The organism is Streptosporangium sp. NPDC000095 (genome assembly GCF_042899335.1).
Taxonomy (GTDB): domain Bacteria; phylum Actinomycetota; class Actinomycetes; order Streptosporangiales; family Streptosporangiaceae; genus Streptosporangium.
The window spans coordinates 22,168-41,915 of sequence record NZ_JBIAZS010000034.1; the positions used below are offsets into that span (position 1 = coordinate 22,168).

A 19,748-nucleotide genomic window follows, 5' to 3' on the forward strand; every position below is an offset into this window, starting at 1 on the left:
CGGACGTCAACCAGCCTCGGGGCAGTAGGGATTCGTCATGGGGTGCGCCGTCGGGAGGCGCCGTCAGGAGGCGCCGAGTTCCCCGTCGAGGACCGCGAAGAGCTCATCGTCGGTGACCGACTCGAAGTCCTGCCGGGGCTCGGCCTCCACCGGGTCGCCGTGCGTGTCGTCCCACTTGCGGAGCAGCGCCCGCAGCCGGGCTGTGATCTTGTCGGTGTCCCCGCCGTTCCTCGCGTACAGGAGGGTCTCCAGCCGGTCGACCTCCGCGAGGACGGACGCGGCGGGGTCGGCGGCGGGCGGGGCGATCTCGTCCCTGATGTGCTCGGCGAGCACGCTGGGGTTGGGATAGTCGAAGACCAGGGTGGTCGGCAGGCGCAGCCCGGTGGCACCACCGAGCCGGTTGCGCAGCTCGACGGCGGTGAGCGAGTCGAACCCGAGCTCCTTGAACGCCCTCTCGGGTTCCACCGAGTCCACGCTCGTGTGCCCGAGCACCCCGGCGGCCGCGGCGCAGACGAGCTTGACGAGCGCGGCCAGCTGCTCGTCCTCCGACAGACCCGCCAGGCGCTGTTCGAGACCGGAGGCGCTGGAGGTGACGCCTCCCACGGCCCGGACGACCCGGCGGGCGGGGGCGCGGACGAGGCCCCGCAACAGCGCGGAGCGCAGGCCGTTCTCGCCGCGCAGCGCGGCGAGGTCGAGGTGGATCGGCACGAGCAGCGCCTCGTCGAAGGCGCGGGCCGCGTCGAACAGGGCCATCCCCTCCTCAGACGACAGGGCGACCAGTCCTGAGCGGGCCATCCGCTCCACGTCGGCGTCGGCGAGATGGCCGGTCATGCCGCTGCGCTGGTTCCAGAAACCCCACGCCAGCGAGAGCCCGGCCAACCCCTGAGCCCTGCGGTGCGCCGCCAGCGCGTCGAGGAAGGCGTTGGCGGCGGCGTAGCTGCCCTGCCCCGCCCCGTCCAGCACCGCCGCGGCCGAGGAGAACATCACGAACGCCGACAGGTCCAGGTCACGGGTGAGCTCGTGCAGGTTCCACGCCGCGTCCACCTTGGGCCGCAGCACCGCGTCCACCCGTTCCGGGGTGAGGGATTGGACCAGCCCGTCGTCGAGGACGCCGGCGGTGTGCACCACCCCGGTCAACGGCCGATCCTCGGGAATCCCCGCCAGCACAGCAGCCAACGCCTCACGATCGGCCACATCACACGCCACCACACTCACCTGAGCCCCCAACCCCACCACCTCCGCCTCCAACTCCTCGACCCCCGCCGCCCCCCGCCCACTCCGACTCACCAACACCACATGACCCACCCCACACACCCCCGCCAAATACCGCGCCACCAACCCCCCCAACAACCCCGTACCACCCGTCACCAGCACCGTCCCCCCCGGACCGAACACCTGCGGCATCCGCAACACCACCTTGCCCACATGCCGCGCCCCCGCCAGGAACCGAAACGCCTCCGGCGCCCGCCGCACATCCCACGACCGCACCGGCAACGGCCGCAACACCCCCCGCCCGAACAGCCCGAGCACCTCCGCCAACATGTCGCGGATATGGTCGGGGCCGGAGTCGATCAGGTCGAAGGCCGCGTACTCGACCCCCGGATACGCGGCGCCGGTCGCGGCGGCGTCACGGATGTCGGTCTTGCCCATCTCGACGAACCGGCCGCCTCTGGGCAGCAGGCGCAAGGAGGCGTCCACGAACTCACGCGCCAGCGAGTTCAGCACCACATCCACCCCGCGACCACCCGTCACCCCCAGGAAACGCTCCTCGAAGTCCAGATCCCGCGACGAGGAGATGTGCTCCTCATCCAGCCCCAACGACCGCAACACCCCCCACTTGGCAGGACTCGCCGTCGCGAACACCTCAGCCCCCAGATACCGCGCCAGCTGCACCGCCGCCATACCCACCCCACCGGCACCCGCGTGCACCAGCACCGACTCCCCCCGCTGGAGGCGGGCCACGTGCCTCAGGCCGTGGTAGGCGGTGAGGAACACGCCGGGGACGGACGCCGCCTGCTCGAAGGTCCAGCCCTGGGGAATCGGCGCGAGCAGCCGACGGTCGGTCACCCCCACCGGGCCGAACGCGCCGTCCAGCAGGCCGAAGACCCGGTCACCGGGCGCCAGGTCGTCCACCCCGGCACCGACCTCCAGCACCACGCCGGAGGCCTCGCCTCCCATCGGCACATCGCGCTCGGGCACCATGCCGAGCGCCACGACGACGTCGCGGAAGTTCATCCCGGCGGCGCGGACGGAGATCCGCACCTCTCCCGGCTCAAGCGTCCTGCCGGACGCGGGGTGCGGGACCAGCGCCAGGTCCGACAGGCTCCCCTTGACCGGCGCGTCCAGCCGCCACTCGGCCACCCCCGCCGGCACCGCGAGCCCGTCCCCGCCCGCCGCCCGCGCCAGGCGCGGCGCCCACGCCTTTCCATCACGTACGGCCACCTGCGGCTCGTCCGGGGTCGTCGCGGTGAGCAACGCCGTACCGGAAACGGGGCTCTCGTCGAGGTCCACCAGCAGGAGGCGGCCCGGGTTCTCCGCCTGGGCGGCGCGCAGCAGGCCAAGGGCCGCGGCGCCCGCCAGGTCGGTGACGTCGTCGCCGTGCACGGCTGCCGCGCCACGGGTCACCACCACCAGCCGCGCCGACCCGAACCGCTCCTCGGCCAGCCACTCCCGCACCAGCCGCAGAGCCCGGTGCGTCGCCGCCCGTACCCGAGCCGCGACATCTCCGTCCTCCTCCCCCTCGGAAGGCTGGAAGGGGACGAACACCAGATCCGGAACGACCTCGGAGGCCGCCAACGACCCCAGATCCTCGAACTCCTCGATCTCCGCACCGGTCGCGCGCAGCGCCTCGGCCAGCCCGATCCCGTCGGCGCCCAGCACCGCGTACCGTTGCCCGGCGGGGATCTCGGCGAGTGGCGGCACCGTCCAGTCCACCCGGAAGAGGGAGTCGCGGCGGGCGTCGGCCGCCGCGGAAAGCCGGTCCGCCGAGAGGGGGCGCGACAGCAGGGACTCCACGGAGGCCACCGGGCTCCCCGAGACGTCGGCGAGCCGGAGCGAGACCGTGTCGGTGCCGGCGGGCGACAGACGCACCCTCAGCTCGGCGGCCCCCTCGGCGTGCAGGGAGACGCCGGACCAGGCGAACGGCAGGCTCACCTCGCCGGACCCGCCATCCAGCAGCGCCTCGGCGTGCAGGGCGGCGTCCAGCAGCGCCGGGTGCAGGGCGAACCTCCCCGCCTCTCCTCGCGCGTCCTGGGGGAGGGCGACCTCGGCGAAGATCTCCTCGCCGCGCCGCCAAGCCGCCCGCAGCCCCTGGAACAGCGGGCCGTACTCGTACCCCTGGCCCGCCAGCCGCTCGTACAGGCCGTCCACCTCCAGTGCCGTCGCACCCGCCGGAGGCCACTCGGCCAGGTCGAAGGGCTCTGAGGGGATGTCGGCGACGAGGAAACCCGTGGCGTGCCGGGTCCAGGGCGCGTCCGCCTCGTCGTCGGTGCCCTCGGGGCGGGAGTGGACGGTGACCGGGCGGCGGCCCGTCTCGTCCGACGCCCCCACCGACACCTGCACCTGCACGCCGCCCTCCCTCAGCGGCAGCGGTGCCTCAAGCGTCAGCTCGTCCACCGTCCCGCACCCCACCCGGTCACCGGCACGCATCGCCAGCTCCACGAACGCCGTACCCGGCAGCAGCACCGTGCCCGCCACGGCGTGGTCGGCGAGCCACGGGTGCGTGCGCGTCGACAGCCGTCCGGTCAGCAGGACCTCGCCGGTTCCCGCCGATGTCACCGCCGCGCCGAGCAGCGGGTGACCGGCCGCGGTCAGGCCGGTGGACGCCAGGTCGATCGCGTCGGTGGCGTCCAGCCAGTACCGCTCGCGCTGGAAGGCGTACGTGGGGAGCTTCACCGGGCGAGGGTCGTGGGGGGCGAACAACGGTTCCCAGTTCACCGGCGCCCCGTGCGCGTACGCCTCGGCCAGCGAGGTGACGAACCGGTTCATGCCGCCCTCGTCGCGCCGCAGGGAGCCGACGGCGACCGCGGTACCGGCCGCGGCGTCCACGGTCTCCTGGACGCCCACGGTGAGCACCGGATGGGGGCCGATCTCGATGAACAGCCCGTGCCCCTCCCGCACCAGCGCGTGGGTGGCCTCCTCGAAGCGCACCTGCCGCCTGAGGTTGGCGTACCAGTAACCGGCGTCGAGCTCCGCGGTGTCGATCGGCTCGCCGGTCACCGTGGAGTAGAAGGGCACCTCCGCCGACCTGGGGGTGATCCCTTCCAGGTCGGCCAGGATCCGCTCCCTGAGCGGCTCCATGTAGGCCGAGTGCGACGGATAGTCGATGGGGACCTTCCTGGCGCGGACGCCCTCGGCCACCAGCCGCTCCAGCAACTCGTCCAGGGCCTGCGTCTCGCCGGAGAGCACCACGGATCCGGGACCGTTAACCGCGCCCACCGCCACGCGGTCGCCCCAGGGTGCCAGCAGTTCCCGCATCCGCTCGGCCGGGAGCGAGACCGCCATCATCCCCCCGTGGCCGGACAACTCCTCGCCGATGGCGAGGCCGCGGAGCGCGACCACCCGGGCGCCGTCCTCCAGCGACAGCGCGCCCGCCACGCAGGCGGCGGCGACCTCTCCCTGCGAGTGACCGACGACGGCGTCGGGTTCGACACCGTACGAGCGCCACAGCTCGGCCAGTGAGACCATGACGGCCCACAGCGCGGGCTGCACCACGTCCATCCGTCCCAGCGGTGGCGCGCCCGGCTCGCCGCGCAGCACCTCCACGAGCTTCCAGTCGACGAAGGTCGCGAGCGCGTCGGCGCACTCGGCCATCCGGGCGGCGAACACCGGTGAGGAGTCCATCAGCTCGACGGCCATCCCCGCCCACGCCGCTCCCTGCCCGGGGAAGACGAACACCACCCTCGGGTCGGGGACGGCGACGCCGCGCACGACGTTCGGCGCGGCGTCGTGTCCGGCGACGGCGCGCACGCCCGCCAGCAGGTCGGCACGGCCGGTGCCGACCACCACGGCGCGATGCGGGAAGGCCGCGCGGGAGGTGACGGCGGCGTGCCCGACGTCGACCGGCGACAGCCCGGCGTCCGCGTCCACGTGCGCCGCGAGGCGTTCCGCCTGGGCACGCAGCGCCTCCTCGCCCTTTCCCGAGATCACCCAGGGCAGCACAGGGGATGAGCCGTACCCGCCGGCGACGTCGCCCTCCTTGTCCGTACCGCCCGCGTTCTCCGTACCGCCCGCGTTCTCCGTACCGCCCGCGTTCTCCGTACCGTCCGCGGCCTCCGGCGTGAGCGGTGGAGCCTCCTCCAGGATGACGTGCGCATTGGTGCCGCTCACTCCGAAGGAGGAGACACCGGCTCTGCGCGGGGCGCCGCCGTTCTCCCAGGTCTCGGCCTCGGTCAGCAGCGTGACGTCACCGGCCGACCAGTCGACGTGCGGTGAGGGCTCGTCCACGTGCAGGGTACGGGGCAGGACGCCGTGCCGCATCGCCAGCACCATCTTGATCACACCGGCGACGCCGGCGGCCCCCTGCGTGTGGCCGATGTTCGACTTGATCGAGCCCAGGCGGAGCGACCTGCCCTCGGGGCGTTCCCGCCCGTACGTGGCGAGCAGCGCCTGCGCCTCGATCGGATCGCCGAGGCCGGTGCCGGTGCCGTGTCCTTCGACGGCGTCGATCTGGGCGGCCGACAGACGCGCGTTGGCCAGCGCCTGGCGGATGACCCGTTGCTGTGCGGGTCCGTTCGGCGCGGTCAGCCCGCTGCTGGCGCCGTCCTGGTTGATCGCCGAGCCGCGGATGACCGCCAGGACCGGGTGTCCGGCGCGCCGGGCGTCCGAGAGGCGTTCCATCAGGAGCATGCCCACGCCCTCGCCCCAGCCGGTGCCGTCCGCCGCGGCGGCGTAGGCCTTGCAGCGGCCGTCGGGGGCGAGGCCCCGCTGGCGGCTGAACTCCACGAAGGTGCTCGGCGTGGACATGACCGTCACGCCGCCCGTCAGCACCATCGAGCACTCGCCCTGACGCAGTGCCTGAACCCCCAGATGCAGCGCCACCAGGGACGAGGAGCACGCGGTGTCCACCGAGACCGCGGGCCCCTCCAGGCCCAGTACGTAGGCGACCCGCCCGGAGGCGATACTGCCGTCGCTGCCGTTGCCGATGTAGCCGCCGAGTTCGTCGGGGACGACGCGGGCCCTGGAGCCGTAGTCGTGGTAGATCACCCCCGCGTAGACGCCGACGGCACTGCCCCGCGCGGACAGCGGATCGATCCCCGCGTCCTCGAACGCCTCCCAGGCGGTCTCCAGCAGCAGCCGCTGCTGGGGGTCCATCGCCACCGCCTCCCGGGGGTTGATCCCGAAGAAGTCCGGGTCGAACCCCGCCGCGTCGTAGAGGAAGCCGCCCGAGCACGTGTAGCTCTTGCCCGGACGGTCCGCGTCGGGGTCGTAGAGGTCGTCGACGTCCCAGCCACGGTCCTCGGGGAACGAGGAGATGGCGTCGCCGCCCTCGGCCAGCAGTCGCCACAGCGCCTCCGGGCTGTCCACACCCCCGGGGAACCGGCAGCTCATCCCGATGATCGCGATGGGCTCGGTCTCCCTGCGCTCGGCCTCTCGCAGCCTTTGCCTGACCTCTCGCAGATCGGTCGTCGCCCGCCGCAGATAATCGAGAAGTTTGCCGTCGTTCTCCACCACGTCACCCCTGTCAGACCGTTCGGAGGCCTCACCCGGTCGAACCGTGCGTCTCGGGTCGAGGCGTAAAGGAAAAGGGCGCTCGCGTCGCGGGGCGGCCCGTGTTCGGCGTTCCGGTGAATCGCCGGCGAACCTCAGCCGGCCGGCGTCGGCTCGCCGCTCTCCGCCCGGTGGCGGGCGACCAGCCCTTCCAGGTCGCGTACGAGATCGTGCGGGGCCGGGGTGGCCTCGGCGATGCCCCCGAGCCGGGTCGCGTTCTCCCTGAACGACGGCTCGTCGATCAGGCGCAGCAGGTTCTCCCTGAGCGTCCGCGCCGAGAGGTCCTCCGGCTCAAGGACGAGGCCCGCGCCCTCGGCGGCCAGCCGCCGGGCCATACCCGCCTCGTCGTAGAGTTTCGCGGGGACGACGAGCTGCGGAATCCCGTGCGCGATCGCGGTCCCGAACGTCCCGGTGCCGCCGTGATGGACGATCGCCGCGCAACCCGGCAGCAGGGAGTTGAGCGGGACGTAGTCGACGATCCGCACGTTGTCCGGAACCTTCTCCCCCGGATCGAGTTGGGCGGTGTTGAGGGTCGCGACCAGTTCGAGGTCGAGGTCGGCCACGGCCTCGAACAGGTCGGCGGCTCCGATGCTGCCGTTCCCGCCCCACACCTCGCGCCCTGACACGCCGAGGGTGAAGCAGACCCGGGGCCGCCCGGATCCGGCCTCGCGCAGCCAGTCCGGGAAGACCGCGGGGCCGTTGTAGGGGACGAAACGGACGGGCAGGTAGTCGTGCTCGACGGGAAAGCGCGTCCAGACCGGCATCGAGTCGATGGTGGCCTGGCCCAGGATGGTGTCCTCGCGGAACTCGCAGCCGTACCTCGCCAGCTTCGCGGTGACCCAGTCGGCCACCGGGTCCTCGACGGGGTGCCCCGGCCGCGTCTCCCTCAACCGCAGGAACAGCGAGCGCATCCGTCCCCAGTGGTCCCTGCCGAAGGTCGATCGGACGTGCGCGGCGCCGCAGGCTCGGGCCGCCACCGGGCCGGGGAAGGTGATCGAGTCCCAGACCACCAGGTCGGGACGCCAGTGGCGGCAGAAGGCGACGAGGTCGTCGTACATCGACTCGTCCGTGATGAAATCCAAGGCGAGGGGTGAGGCGAAGGAGGCCATGCAGTCGCGCACGTACTCGTAGGTGAGGACGTCGGGCCGCTCCTCGGCGATGTCGTAGCCGGAACCGAAGATCTGCTGGTCGACGGGGACGGCCGCGAGCCGCTCGGCCACGTTGGACATCTCACCCACCGATACCGCGGTCAGACCGGTCCGGGTGACCTCGTCGAGGATGTCCGGCTGGGTGGCGACGATCACCTCGTGGCCGGCGGCCTTCAGCGCCCACGCGATCGGTACCACCAGAAAGAGATGGGCGTTCGCGGCATGCAGGGTGAAAAGGACACGCATGAAGATTTCCTCCGGATTTCATTCAAACGAGATCAGACTGCCTACCGCGAGATCAGCGAATTCGTCTTCGTGCTTCGCGGTCGCGGATAACCCGCACCGATTCCAGAAGGTGGGAAAACTGCTGTCCGCCGCTTTCCATGCCGAACCAAGTAGCACGCTACCTATGTCGGTGCGATGAAACCGACCCCTAGCGCACCCCTCAGCCTCCCCTGAGGAGAACCCGGGCTTCCGGGTCGGCCGCCGGCGGCACGGCCAGGTCAGGGCATGTGGAGACGTACCGGGACGGCGAGAGGAGGGGGTGTCGTACTCCCCTCCCCCTAGACGGTGAACCCCGGCTGGAACACCGCGCGACAACCCCTCGCGACCGGGGCCACGCGGGCCGGCGGAGGGGAAGGCAGGCGCCGGAAGCCGGCGCCCCCTGACCCGCTAGGAGCCCCCGGAGTCGGCGGAGCGGACGCGGCGGGGACGGGTGACGATCCACGCGGGCGACAGAGCTCCCATCAGCGCGGACAGGCCGACGGAGCAGACCACGATGACGTAGAGCCACACCGGTCCAGAGGGGAGCGGGGAGCCGTTGACCGCGACGGTGAAGGGCAGCAGCAAGGGCACGAAGCACGCGGTGCCGAGCACGACGCCGATGACGGCGACCAGGACCCCCTCGACGCCCATCATCCGCAGGATCTGCCCCCGGCTGGAACCGATCAGCCGTTGCAGCCTGAACTCCCTGCGCCGTCGTACCGCGCCCGCCGCCTGGGTGCTGATCACCGAGATCACGACGAAGGCGAGTGTCGTCCCGATGAGCAGGTGATTCACCCATGCCCGCGTCCGCTGCCGCTCGGTGTGCGGGCCGGACAACACGTCGTCGCCGCTCACCCGCAGCCCCGGCACGGCTCGCGCCACCCCGGCCAGGGCCGCGGCCACCCGGGGGACGTCTCCGTCCGAGACCGCGCGCACGAGGATCTGGGGCGGCCGGCCGGCCGTGGTGTGATGGGCCAGCAGGTCGGCGGGCATCAGGACCGTCTCGGCACCCGCCCTCGCCGACAGCAGCGCGACCACCCTCAACTCGGCCGCGTGTCCGTCGCCCAGGCGGATCCTGACCGTGTCGCCGAGGCCGCGGCCGAGTTGCCGGGCGTGCCCCTCGGCCAGCGCGACGCTGTGCCCGCGCAGCCCGGTGAGCGTACCGGCGGTGAGCCTGAGCTTCATGACGTGCTCGGCGCCCTCCGCGGTGATCCCCCGGACCGGCCATCCGTCCTCGCCCTGCCAGTCGTCGTACGGGCTCTCCAGGAACACGGTGCCGGTCACGAACTCCGAGGCCCCCGCGACACCCGGGATCGACCGGACCCGGCCGAGCATGTCGGCGGCCAGGCCGCCGGTCTGCGCGGTGAGCACGACGTCGGCGCGCAGGTCCCTGACGTACGCGCGCTCGGCCACGCCCGCCGGGGACATCTGGAGGTAGACGTTGGCCAGGGCGATTGCCGTGACGAGCATGATGGGTGTGGCCGCGGCGGCCACCCGGACGGTCCGCGCCCGGGTGTTGAGGATGGCGAGGTGCCCCGGCTGGCCGAAGACCGCGCGGACCGGCCGGCGCAGGGCCTCGGTCATCGCCACCGTCATGCGAGGGGCGACCAGGGTCAGCCCCACGGAGAGCGCGACCACGGTGAGACAGACGGCGATCCCCCCGGGTGGGCGGGGCGCCACCGCCGCCGAGACGGCGAGCGCCACGCCGCCGGCGAGGCAGACCAGCGCGATCGCCGATCGCACCAGGCCGAGCGGCCGCCGCTGGGGCACGGTGCCGGCGGGCCGCTCGACGGCCGGGATCATCGACGCCCGCCTCGCCGGAAGGAACACCGCCGCCGCGGCGGCGAGCAGGCACGTCGCGATGGCGGCCACGACCGGGATCCAGCCCTGCTGGAACGGCATGACCTCGGGAACCAGCCCGTCGGCCACCAACCGCCCGAACAACCAGTGCCCGAGATAGGGGCCGAGCAGGCAGCCCGGCACGATGGCGAGCCCGGAGACCGTCATCCCCTCCCCGGACACCATGCGCCGGATCCGCGCCGGGGACGTGCCCATCACCTTCAGCAGCGCCATCTCCCGACTGCGGTGCTCGACCGACATGCCGAGGGTGCCCGCCACGACGAGTGCGGCGACCAGGAGCGTCGTCCCCGCGGTCACCCCGGAGATGACGACGAGGTTCTCGCCGCCGTCCCTGCCCTCGGGGAACTCGGCCAGTCCGCGGTCGTCACCGACCAGAGCCGTCGCCATGTGACCGTGCAGCGCGGCCTGGATCCGCGAGTGGAGCACCCCGGTGTCGATCCCCCGGGCGGGCAGGACCGCGACGGCGTCGACGGTGCCGGGGTGCCCGGCCAGGCGCCGGGCGTCGGACGCGGAGAAGAACATCGCGGCCTCGGTGATCGCGCGACCGTCCGCGGGCGCGGCGACACCGGTGACCCGGTAGGTCTCGGCGACGCCGCCGACCGCGACCTCGACCCGGTCTCCCACCCCGGCGCCGGAACGCCGGGCCAGCGTGGCGTCGAGCACCACCTCTCCCGAACTCCCCGGCGGCGTGCCGGCGCCCAGCTCGTACGGCGCGAGCCGGGCGGAGCTCCAGTCGTGCCCGACGCCCGCGGGCCGATCCCCCGTCAGGACCGTGGCGGGGAACGACAGGTCGCCGATCACCCGGTCCACCCCGGGGACGGCCCTCAGGGTGTCGAGCAGGCTGACACCGAGCCGCACGCGTTCGGTCAAACGCGTCCACTCGGTGTCCTCGTCTCGAATGTCGGCTTTGGGCAGCGGATAGGACGGGTCACCGACTATCACGATCGGCGCCCCCGCCAGGCGCTGGGGCGGCACCTTCCCCCGAATGCCGGTCTCCATCAGCGCACCGGCAGCCGAGACGATCACGGCACCGAGGAGCATCGCGGTGAAGACGGCGGCGAAGACATCCTTGCGGAAGGACAGCGTGCGCAGGGCGAGACGCCACATCAGCCGACGTTCCCCCCTTCTGGCCTCGGTGGCCTGTCCCAGATGCCGAGGTGGGACATCCTCTGGACCACCGCCCTGTCCATCGGCAGGCTCCGCTCGTCGACGACGCGGCCGTCGGCGAGGAAGACGACGCGATCGGCGTAGGAGGCGACCAGCGGGTCGTGGCTGGCCATGACGACGGTCAGGCCGCCCTCGTGCACGGCCTCCTGCAGCAGCCCGAGGACACTCTCGGTGGCGCGGGCGTCCAACGCGCCGGTCGGCTCGTCGGCGAAGATCACCGGGTGGCGGGTGACCAGGGCACGGGCGATGGCGGCCCGCTGGCGCTGTCCGGGGGAGAGTTCGTACGGCCGGTGGCGCGTCCTGTCGGTCAGCCCGACCCTGCGCATCACCTCGGCGAGCAGCGAAGGGTCGGCGGCCCTGCCCGCCAGGGAGAGGGGCAGGACGACGTTCTCCTCCACGTCCAGTGCGGGCAGCAGGTTGAACTTCTGGCAGATGAAGCCGATCCGTTCACGGCGCAACTCCGTCAACGCCGCCTCGTCGAGCCCGTTCAGCTCCCTCCCCGCGAGGGTCACCGTTCCCGAGGTCGGCCTGTCGAGCCCGGCCGCGCACTGCAGCAGCGTGCTCTTGCCCGACCCGGACGGCCCTATGATCGCGGTGAGGCTGCCGCGCGGGCATCCGATCGTCACACCTCCCAGAGCGACGACGACGTCCGCTCCGCTCCGGTAGGTCTTCTGCACCGAGTCGAGCCGGACGATCTCCTCGACTTCCTGACTCTCCGCGCGGAACCCTTCGCTGTCCATAGGCCGAAGCGTAATCAGCGGTTGATAGTCGGCACATCGGCCGGAGGGGCCATACGGCTCATCCCTGCGACGGGTGGCGGTGAGGGCCCGGATGTCCCGGGGCAGGACCTCCTCGCGCGGGGCGCGAGGAGTCCATCCCAGGTCGAAGCCCGTCACAGCTCACTGTCGAGGATGTCGAACAGTTCGTCCGCGGTCGCCGACTCCAACTCGGTCCCACCGGTCGTCGTCGCCTCCCTCCGGTGTGTCTCGATCCATCTGGAGGTGAGCGCGCGCAGCCGGCCGGTGATCCTCTCGTGCTCCACCGGATCGGGCGCCGCGGTCTCCATCGCGTGTTCGAGCCTGGCGAGCTCCGCCTCCAACGTCGCCGAGGGCGGCTCGTCGGCGACGAGTTCGGTCCTGATGTGGTCGGCGACCGAGGCCAGGGTCGGGTAGTCGAAGATGAGGGTCGCGGGCAGCCGCACGCCGGTGGCGGCGGCGAGCCGGTTACGGAGTTCCACAGCGGTCAGCGAGTCGAAACCCAGCTCCTTGAACGGCCTGAGCGGATCGACCGCGTCACCGTCCAGGTGTCCGAGGACCGCGGCGACGTGGGTGCGCACCAGGTCCAGCAGCAGGCGGTCGCGGCCGGTGGCCGACAGCGACTCCAGTCGCTGCCGCAACGACTGCTCGACCGGGGCCGAAGCCGCCTCGCGGACCGCCCGGCGAGTCCTGGTGGTGATCAGGCCGCGGAGCATCGCAGGAAGCGCCTCGGCCCGTGAGCGCTGGGCCGCCAGATCCAGCCGGATGGGGACCAGGGTGGCCTCCCCGAAGTCGAGCGACCGGTCGAGCAACGCCATCCCGGCCTCGGCCGTGAGCGGCAGCAGGCCGGAGGCACGCAGCCGGCGCAGGTCGGTCTCGCCGAGCTGTGCCGTCATGCCGCCGATCTCGGGTGCCCACATGCCCCAGGCGAGGGAGACCGCGGGCAGGCCCGCGGACCTTCTGTGCTCGGCCAGTGCGTCCAGGAAGGCGTTCGCCGCCGCGTAGTTGCCCTGCCCGGCACCGTCCAGCGTGCCCGCCGAGGAGGAGAAGAGCACGAACGCGGACAGGTCGAGGCCGCGGGTGAGCTCATGCAGGTGCCAGGCCGCGTCGGATTTCGGCCGCCAGACCGTGTCGACCTGGCCGGGCGAGAGCGACCCGATGACGCCGTCGGCCACGACTCCGGCCGTGTGGACGACCGCGGTGAGCGGGTGGCCGCCGGGCAGGTCGCCCAGAAGCGCGGCCAGGGCCTCCCTGTCGGAGACGTCGCACGAGGCGACGGTGACCTCGGCTCCGAGCCCGGTCAGTTCGTCGCGGAGCCGCTCGGCACCAGGGGCGTCGATGCCCCGCCGACCGGCCAGTACGAGGTGGCGGGCTCCGTGACCGGTGACGAGGTGCCGCGCGACGAGGGCGCCGAGACCGCCGGTGCCACCGGTGACGAGCACCGTGCCGTTCCCGTCGAGCGGCGCGGGCACGGTGAGCACGAGCTTGCCGACGTGCCTGGCCTGCGCCATGAACCGGAACGCCTCGGGCGCGCGGCGTACGTCCCAGGTGCGGATCGGCGGCGGGGTGAGCACACCCCGTTCGAACAGCCGGACCAACTCGGCCAGGATCTCCGCGGTCCGGTCGGGGCCGACGTCGGAGAGGTCGAACGCCCGGTAGTCGACTCCGGGATGCTGCGCAGCGACCTCCGCCGGGTATCGCACGTCGGTCTTGCCCATCTCGGCGAACCGGCCGCCGCGCGGCAGCAGGTCCAAGGAGGCGTCCACGAACTCCCGGGCCAGCGAGTTGAGCACGACGTCGACGCCTCGGCCACCGGTGGCCTCCAGGAAGCGGCTCCTGAAGTCCAGGTCGCGGGAGGAGGCGATGCGGTCGTCGGGGACGCCCAGGGCCCGCAGCGCGTCCCGCTTGCCGTCGCTCACCGTGCCGAACACCTCGGCGCCCAGGTGAGCGGCGAGCTGGACGGCCGCCATGCCGACGCCACCGGCCGCCGCGTGGACCAGCACCGACTCCCCTTCCTTGAGGTCCGCCAGGTCCACGAGGCCGTAGTAGGCGGTGGCGAACACGGCGGGTACCGACGCCGCCTCGGCGAAGGACCAGCCCGCCGGGATCGGCACGACCATCCGGTGGTCGACCACCGCGTACGGGCCGAAGCAGGCGTCGATGAGGCCCATCACGCGGTCGCCGGGCGCGAGGCCGACCACCCCGGGTCCGACCTCGGTGATCACCCCGGCGGCGTCCGCGCCCAGATCGGCCCGGCCGGGATACATGCCGAGGGTGATCATGACATCACGGAAGTTCAGGCCGCCGGCGCGGATCGCCACGCGCACCTCGCCGGGCTCCAGCGGCCGATCACGGGCGTCGCACGCGGACAGCGCGAGGTTGTCCAGCGTGCCCTGCCTGGTCACCTCCAGCCGCCAGGCTCCCTCGCCGGCCGGTGGTGTCAGCAGGCCCGCCGAGCCGGTCCTGGCCAGACGCGGCACCATGGCCAGGCCGTCGCGCAGTGCCAGTTCGAACTCGCCCACGTCCAGCACGCCGGGCAGCGCGCGGTGGGAGTCGTCGGAGCCGTCCACGTCCAGGAGGAGGAACCTGCCCGGATTCTCCGCCTGCGCCGCGCGGACCAGACCCCACAGCGGAGCCTGCGCGAGGTCGGGCGGGCCGTCGCCGGAGCCGGTCCTGACCGCGCCGCGGGTCACCACGGCCAGCCTGGTCCCGGCGAGGCGGTCGTCGGCGAGCCAGGTGCCGAGCAGGTCCAGGGTGCGCAGTGTCGCGGTCCTCGCCGTCTCCGCCGCACCGCCGTCCCCGCCGGAGAGGGCCGGGACCAGTACGGTCTTCGGCCTGACGGGCATGGCGCGCAACGCGTCGAGGTTCGCGACGAAGGAGACGTCGAGTCCCGCCGAGCGCAGCGCCCGGCCCAGCCGGTCGTCCTCGGCCCCGAGGACGACCCACTCTCCGTCGCCCTCGACGACGGGCACCGCCGTCCAGTCCACCCGGTACAGCGAGTCGCGGGCGGCACCGAGCCCTTCGCCGGAGACCGGGCGCATGGCCAGCGACCCGATGGTGACCACCGGGGCACCGGTGCCGTCGGCCACCTGGAGCGAGGCGGTGTCGGAACCGTTCCTGGAGACCTTCACCCGCACCGACGAGGCGCCGGTCGCGTGCAGGGCGACGCCGTTCCAGGCGAACGGCAGCTCGACGGGCCTGCCGGGCTCGGCCGGTTCGCCGAGTTCGATGGCGTGCAGCGCGGCGTCCAGCAGGGCCGGGTGGACGCCGAAGAGCGCGGCGTCGGCGGCGACGCCCTCGGGCAGCGCGACCTCGGCGAACACCTCGCCGTCCCGTCGCCAGGCGGCGCGCAGCCCTTGGAAGGCCGGGCCGTAGCCGGCCCCCTCGGTGGCCAGTCGCTCGTAGAGCCCCGTGAGCTCGACAGGCTCGGCGCCGGGTGGCGGCCACTCGCCGAGGTCGAAGTCGCCGGACGGGCCGGACGGCGCGAGGAGGCCGGTGGCGTGCCGGGTCCACGGCTCGTCGCCCGTACCGGTCCGCGAGTACAGCGACAGCGGGCGGCGGCCGGAGTCGTCGGCGCCTCCCACGACCGCCTGGAGCGCGACGCCCTCCCTGCCTGGAAGGACCAGCGGGGTCTCCAGGGTGAGTTCCTCGACGGTGTCACAGCCGACCTGGGTTCCCGCGCGGACGGCGAGCTCGACGAAGGCCGTACCCGGCACGATGACGGTGTTCAGGATGGTGTGGTCGGCCAGCCAGGGGTGGCTGATCAGCGAGACACGTCCGGTCAGCACGGCGCCGCCGGAGTCGGGCAACGCCACCACCGCGCCGAGGAGGGGATGCTCGGCGGGCACCTGTCCGAAACCGGACGCGTCAGCGGTGAGGTCGCCGGTCTCCAGCCAGTAGTGGCGGTGCTGGAAGGCGTACGTCGGCAACTCCACCCTGCGCGCCCTCCTCGCACGCGCCACGGCGCCGTCCACGGCGACCGCACCCGTGGCCGTGCCGCTCTCGGCGGTCACATCGGCAGGAGCGACGGACGCGGCGGTGGCGGCGTCGGTGAAGAACGCCTCCCAGTCAACGACCACCCCCCGCGCATGCAAAGTGCCCAACGCCGTGACCAACTCCGCGGCCTCACCACGATCCCGGCGCATCACCGGCACGAACACCGCCCCAGACCCCGAACCAGCCACCCCCGGCCCATCACCGAAAGCACCACCGGAACCGTCACCGGCCAGGCACTCCTGCCCCATCGCCGACAACACCCCCTCCGGCCCCACCTCCACGAACGTCTCCACCCCCGCAGAAGCCAACACCCCCACCCCATCGGCGAACCGCACCGCCTCACGCACATGCCGAACCCAATACTCCGGCGAACACAGCTGCTCAGCCGTGGCCTGCTCCCCGGTCAGGGTCGACACGATCGGAATCCGTGGCGAATCGTAGGTGAGCGTCCAGGCCAGGGTGCGGAAGTCCTCCAGCATCGGGTCCATCAACGGCGAATGGAACGCGTGCGACACCCGCAACCGCTTCGCCCGAACTCCCCGCTCCTCCAGGGCGGCGGCCACCTCAAGCACCGCCTCCTCGACGCCGGAGATCACCACCGAGGACGGACCGTTCACCGCCGCGACCGACACCTCACCCTCACGCCCGGCCAGCAGCTCGACGACTGCCTCCTCGGAGGCCCGCACCGACACCATCGCCCCACCGGCAGGCAACGCCTGCATCAACCGCGCCCGACCCGCCACCAACGCACACGCGTCCTGCAGGGACAGCACACCGGCCACATGAGCCGCCGCGATCTCTCCGATCGAGTGCCCGGCCAGCACGTTCGGACGGACCCCCCACGAGGACACCAACCGGAACAGCGCGGTCTCCACCGCGAACAGGGCCGGCTGCGCCCAGCCGGTCCGATCCAGCGCCTCCGCCTGCGCCGACCCCGGCTCGGCGAACAACACCTCCCGCAACGACCCCTCAAGCAGCGGATCCAGCTCCGCGATCACCTCGTCCAACGCGGTCGCGAACACCGGGAAACGGTCGTACAGCTCACGGCCCATCCCGGCCCGCTGGCTGCCCTGACCGGTGAACAACACCGCCACCCGGCCACCACTCGCCCGACCCCGCACCACACCCGACCCCGAACCGTCGGCCAACCCCGACAACCCAGCTGCCACACTCCCACGATCCCCGCCCACCACCACCGCACGATGATCGAGGGCAGCACGCGTCGTCGCCAGCGAGTACGCCATATCCAGCAGATCGATCTCCGGCCGCTCCTCGATGTGCCCGGCCAGACGCGCGGCCTGCGCACCCAACGCCTCCTCGCTGCGCGCCGACACCACGAACGGCAACGGCAACCCGCCAGCGAACTCCTCGACCTCGGCACCGGTGTCGCCCCCGATGCCGCTGTCGGTGTCGGTTCCGACAGCGGCGGGGGCCTGCTCGATGATGACGTGGGCGTTGGTACCGCTGATACCGAAGGCCGACACACCCGCGCGGCGCGGGTGACCGTTCTCCGGCCACTCGACGGGCTCGGTCAGCAGCGACACCGCACCCGCCGACCAGTCGACGTGGGAGGTGGGCGCGTCCACGTGGAGGGTACGCGGGAGCATGCCGTTGTGGATGGAGAGCACCATCTTGATGACGCCCGCGACCCCGGCGGCGCACTGGGTGTGGCCGATGTTGGACTTGATCGCGCCCAGCCAGAGCGGATGCTCCGGGGAGCGGCCCTCACCGTAGGTGGCGAGCAGCGCCTGGGCCTCGATCGGGTCGCCGAGCGTGGTGCCGGTGCCGTGCGCCTCCACGGCGTCGACGTCTGACGGCGCGAGACGGGAGTTGGTGAGCGCCTGGCGGATGACGCGCTGCTGGGAGGGGCCGTTCGGGGCCGACAGGCCGTTGCTGGCACCGTCCTGGTTGACCGCGCTGCCCCGCACCACCGCCAGCACCGGATGACCGTTACGACGCGCGTCCGACAGCCGCTCCAGGACGACCATGCCGACGCCCTCGGAGAAGACCGTGCCGTCCGCGGCGTCCGCGAAGGACTTGACCCGGCTGTCGGGGGCGAGGCCGCGCTGGCGGCTGAACTCCACGAAGAGCTCGGGAGTGGAGACCACCGTCACACCGCCGGCCAGCGCGAGCGTGCTCTCGCCCCGTCGCAGGGAGTCGCAGGCGAGGTGGAGTGCCACCAGCGACGACGAGCAGGCGGTGTCCACCGTGACGGCGGGGCCTTCGAGGCCGAGTACGTAGGCCACCCTGCCGGACATCACCGAACTGGAGTTGCCGGTGAGCAGGTAGCCCTCGACGCCCTCGGGCAGTTTCGCCAGCCCGGTGGCGTATCCGGTGCTCGAAGCTCCGACGAACACGCCGGTGGAGCTGCCCTTGAGCGCGTCGGGGGCGATCCCCGCGCGCTCCAGCACCTCCCAGGACGCCTCAAGCAGCAGCCTCTGCTGCGGGTCGGTGGCGAGGGCCTCGCGCGGCGAGATACCGAAGAAGCCCGCGTCGAACTCGCCCGCGTCGTGCATGAAGCCGCCGCCGCGCGCGTAGCTGGTGCCGTGCCGGGTGGGGTCGGGGTCGAAGAGCCGCTCCAGGTCCCAGCCCCGGTTGGCGGGAAACTCGGAGACGGCCTCCCCGCCCTCGGCCAGCAGTCGCCACAGCGCCTCCGGCGAGTCGATGCCGCCGGGGTAGCGGCAGCTCATGGAGACGATCACGATGGGATCGTCGTCCGCGGGCGCCGAGACCGGTACGGGCGGCTCGGCGTGCGCGGCGGAGACCCCGGCTCCGAGCAGTCTGCCCCTGAGGTGCTCGGCCAGGACCTCGGGGGTCGGGTAGTCGAAGACGAGGGTCGCGGGCAGGCGCAGGCCGGTGGCGGTGTTGAGCCGGTTGCGCAGCTCGATCGCGGTGAGCGAGTCGAAGCCCAGTTCCCTGAAGGCGCGACCCGGCGGCACCGAGTCGGCGTCGGTGTGACCGAGCACGGTGGCGGCCTGCGTACGGACCAGCGAGACGAGCACGCGGTCCCGCTCGGCCTCGGGGAGTCCTTCCAGCTGCCGTCGCAGGGGAGAGCCACCGCCGGACGCGGGGGTGGCGGACGCCGTCACCTCGCGGCGGGCCGGGGCGCGGACGAGTCCTCGCAGCAACGCCGGTGGCGCGGCGGACCCTGCCCGCAGCGCGGTGAGGTCGAGGTGGATCGGCACGAGCAGCGGCTCGTCGAAGGCGCGGGCCGCGTCGAACAGGGCGATCCCCTCCTCGGAGGAGAGGCCTCGGGCACCGGACTGCTCCATGCGCGCGATGTCGGTGTCGTCCAGATGGGCGCTCATGCCGCTGCGCTGGTTCCAGAAACCCCAGGCCAGCGAGAGCCCGGCCAGCCCCTGAGCCCTGCGGTGCGCCGCCAGCGCGTCGAGGAAGACGTTGGCGGCGGCGTAGTTGCCCTGTCCCGCGTCACCGAAGACTCCGGCGGCCGAGGAGAACATCACGAACGCCGACAGGTCCAGGTCACGGGTGAGCTCGTGCAGGTTCCACGCCGCGTCCACCTTCGGCCGCAACACCGCGTCCACCCGCTCGGGAGTCAACGTCTCGATGACACCGTCGTCGAGAACGCCGGCGGTGTGCACCACCCCCGTCAACGGCCGATCCGCGGGAATCCCCGCCAACACAGCCGCCAACCCCTCACGATCGGCCACATCACACGCCACCACACTCACCTGCGCCCCCAACCCCACCAACTCCGCCTCCAACTCCTCAACCCCCGCCGCCCCACGCCCCCGCCGACTCACCAACACCACATGACCCACCCCACACACCCCCGCCAAATACCGCGCCACCAACCCCCCCAACAACCCCGTACCACCCGTCACCAGCA

Annotated in this window: 5 protein-coding genes; all 5 read right to left on the bottom strand. The window is 72.6% G+C overall.

Annotation, left to right across the window (positions count from 1 at the left end; all coding sequences use genetic code 11):
* Positions 1–63: 63 nt before the first annotated feature.
* Positions 64–6,672 (bottom strand): SDR family NAD(P)-dependent oxidoreductase, encoded by a 6,609-nt coding sequence (locus ACFY3V_RS38860; RefSeq protein ID WP_389780341.1) that lies wholly within the window; start codon positions 6,670–6,672, stop codon positions 64–66.
* 131 nt (positions 6,673–6,803) lie between these two features.
* Complete coding sequence (locus ACFY3V_RS38865) at positions 6,804–8,102, bottom strand: activator-dependent family glycosyltransferase (protein WP_389780343.1); 1,299 nt, start codon at positions 8,100–8,102, stop codon at positions 6,804–6,806.
* A gap of 426 nt (positions 8,103–8,528) precedes the next feature.
* The gene (locus tag ACFY3V_RS38870) at positions 8,529–11,087 is read right to left on the bottom strand and encodes an FtsX-like permease family protein (RefSeq protein WP_389780344.1); all 2,559 of its coding nucleotides are present in this window, start codon (positions 11,085–11,087) and stop codon (positions 8,529–8,531) included.
* Entirely contained in the window at positions 11,087–11,887 is an 801-nt protein-coding gene (locus ACFY3V_RS38875) for an ABC transporter ATP-binding protein (RefSeq protein ID WP_389780346.1), read from the bottom strand. The genes ACFY3V_RS38870 and ACFY3V_RS38875 overlap by 1 nt, the downstream gene beginning before the upstream one ends.
* A 152-nt stretch (positions 11,888–12,039) precedes the next feature.
* Positions 12,040–19,743: an SDR family NAD(P)-dependent oxidoreductase gene (locus tag ACFY3V_RS38880; protein WP_389780349.1), complete on the bottom strand. Its 7,704-nt coding sequence runs from the start codon at positions 19,741–19,743 to the stop codon at positions 12,040–12,042.
* Positions 19,744–19,748 lie beyond the last annotated feature (5 nt).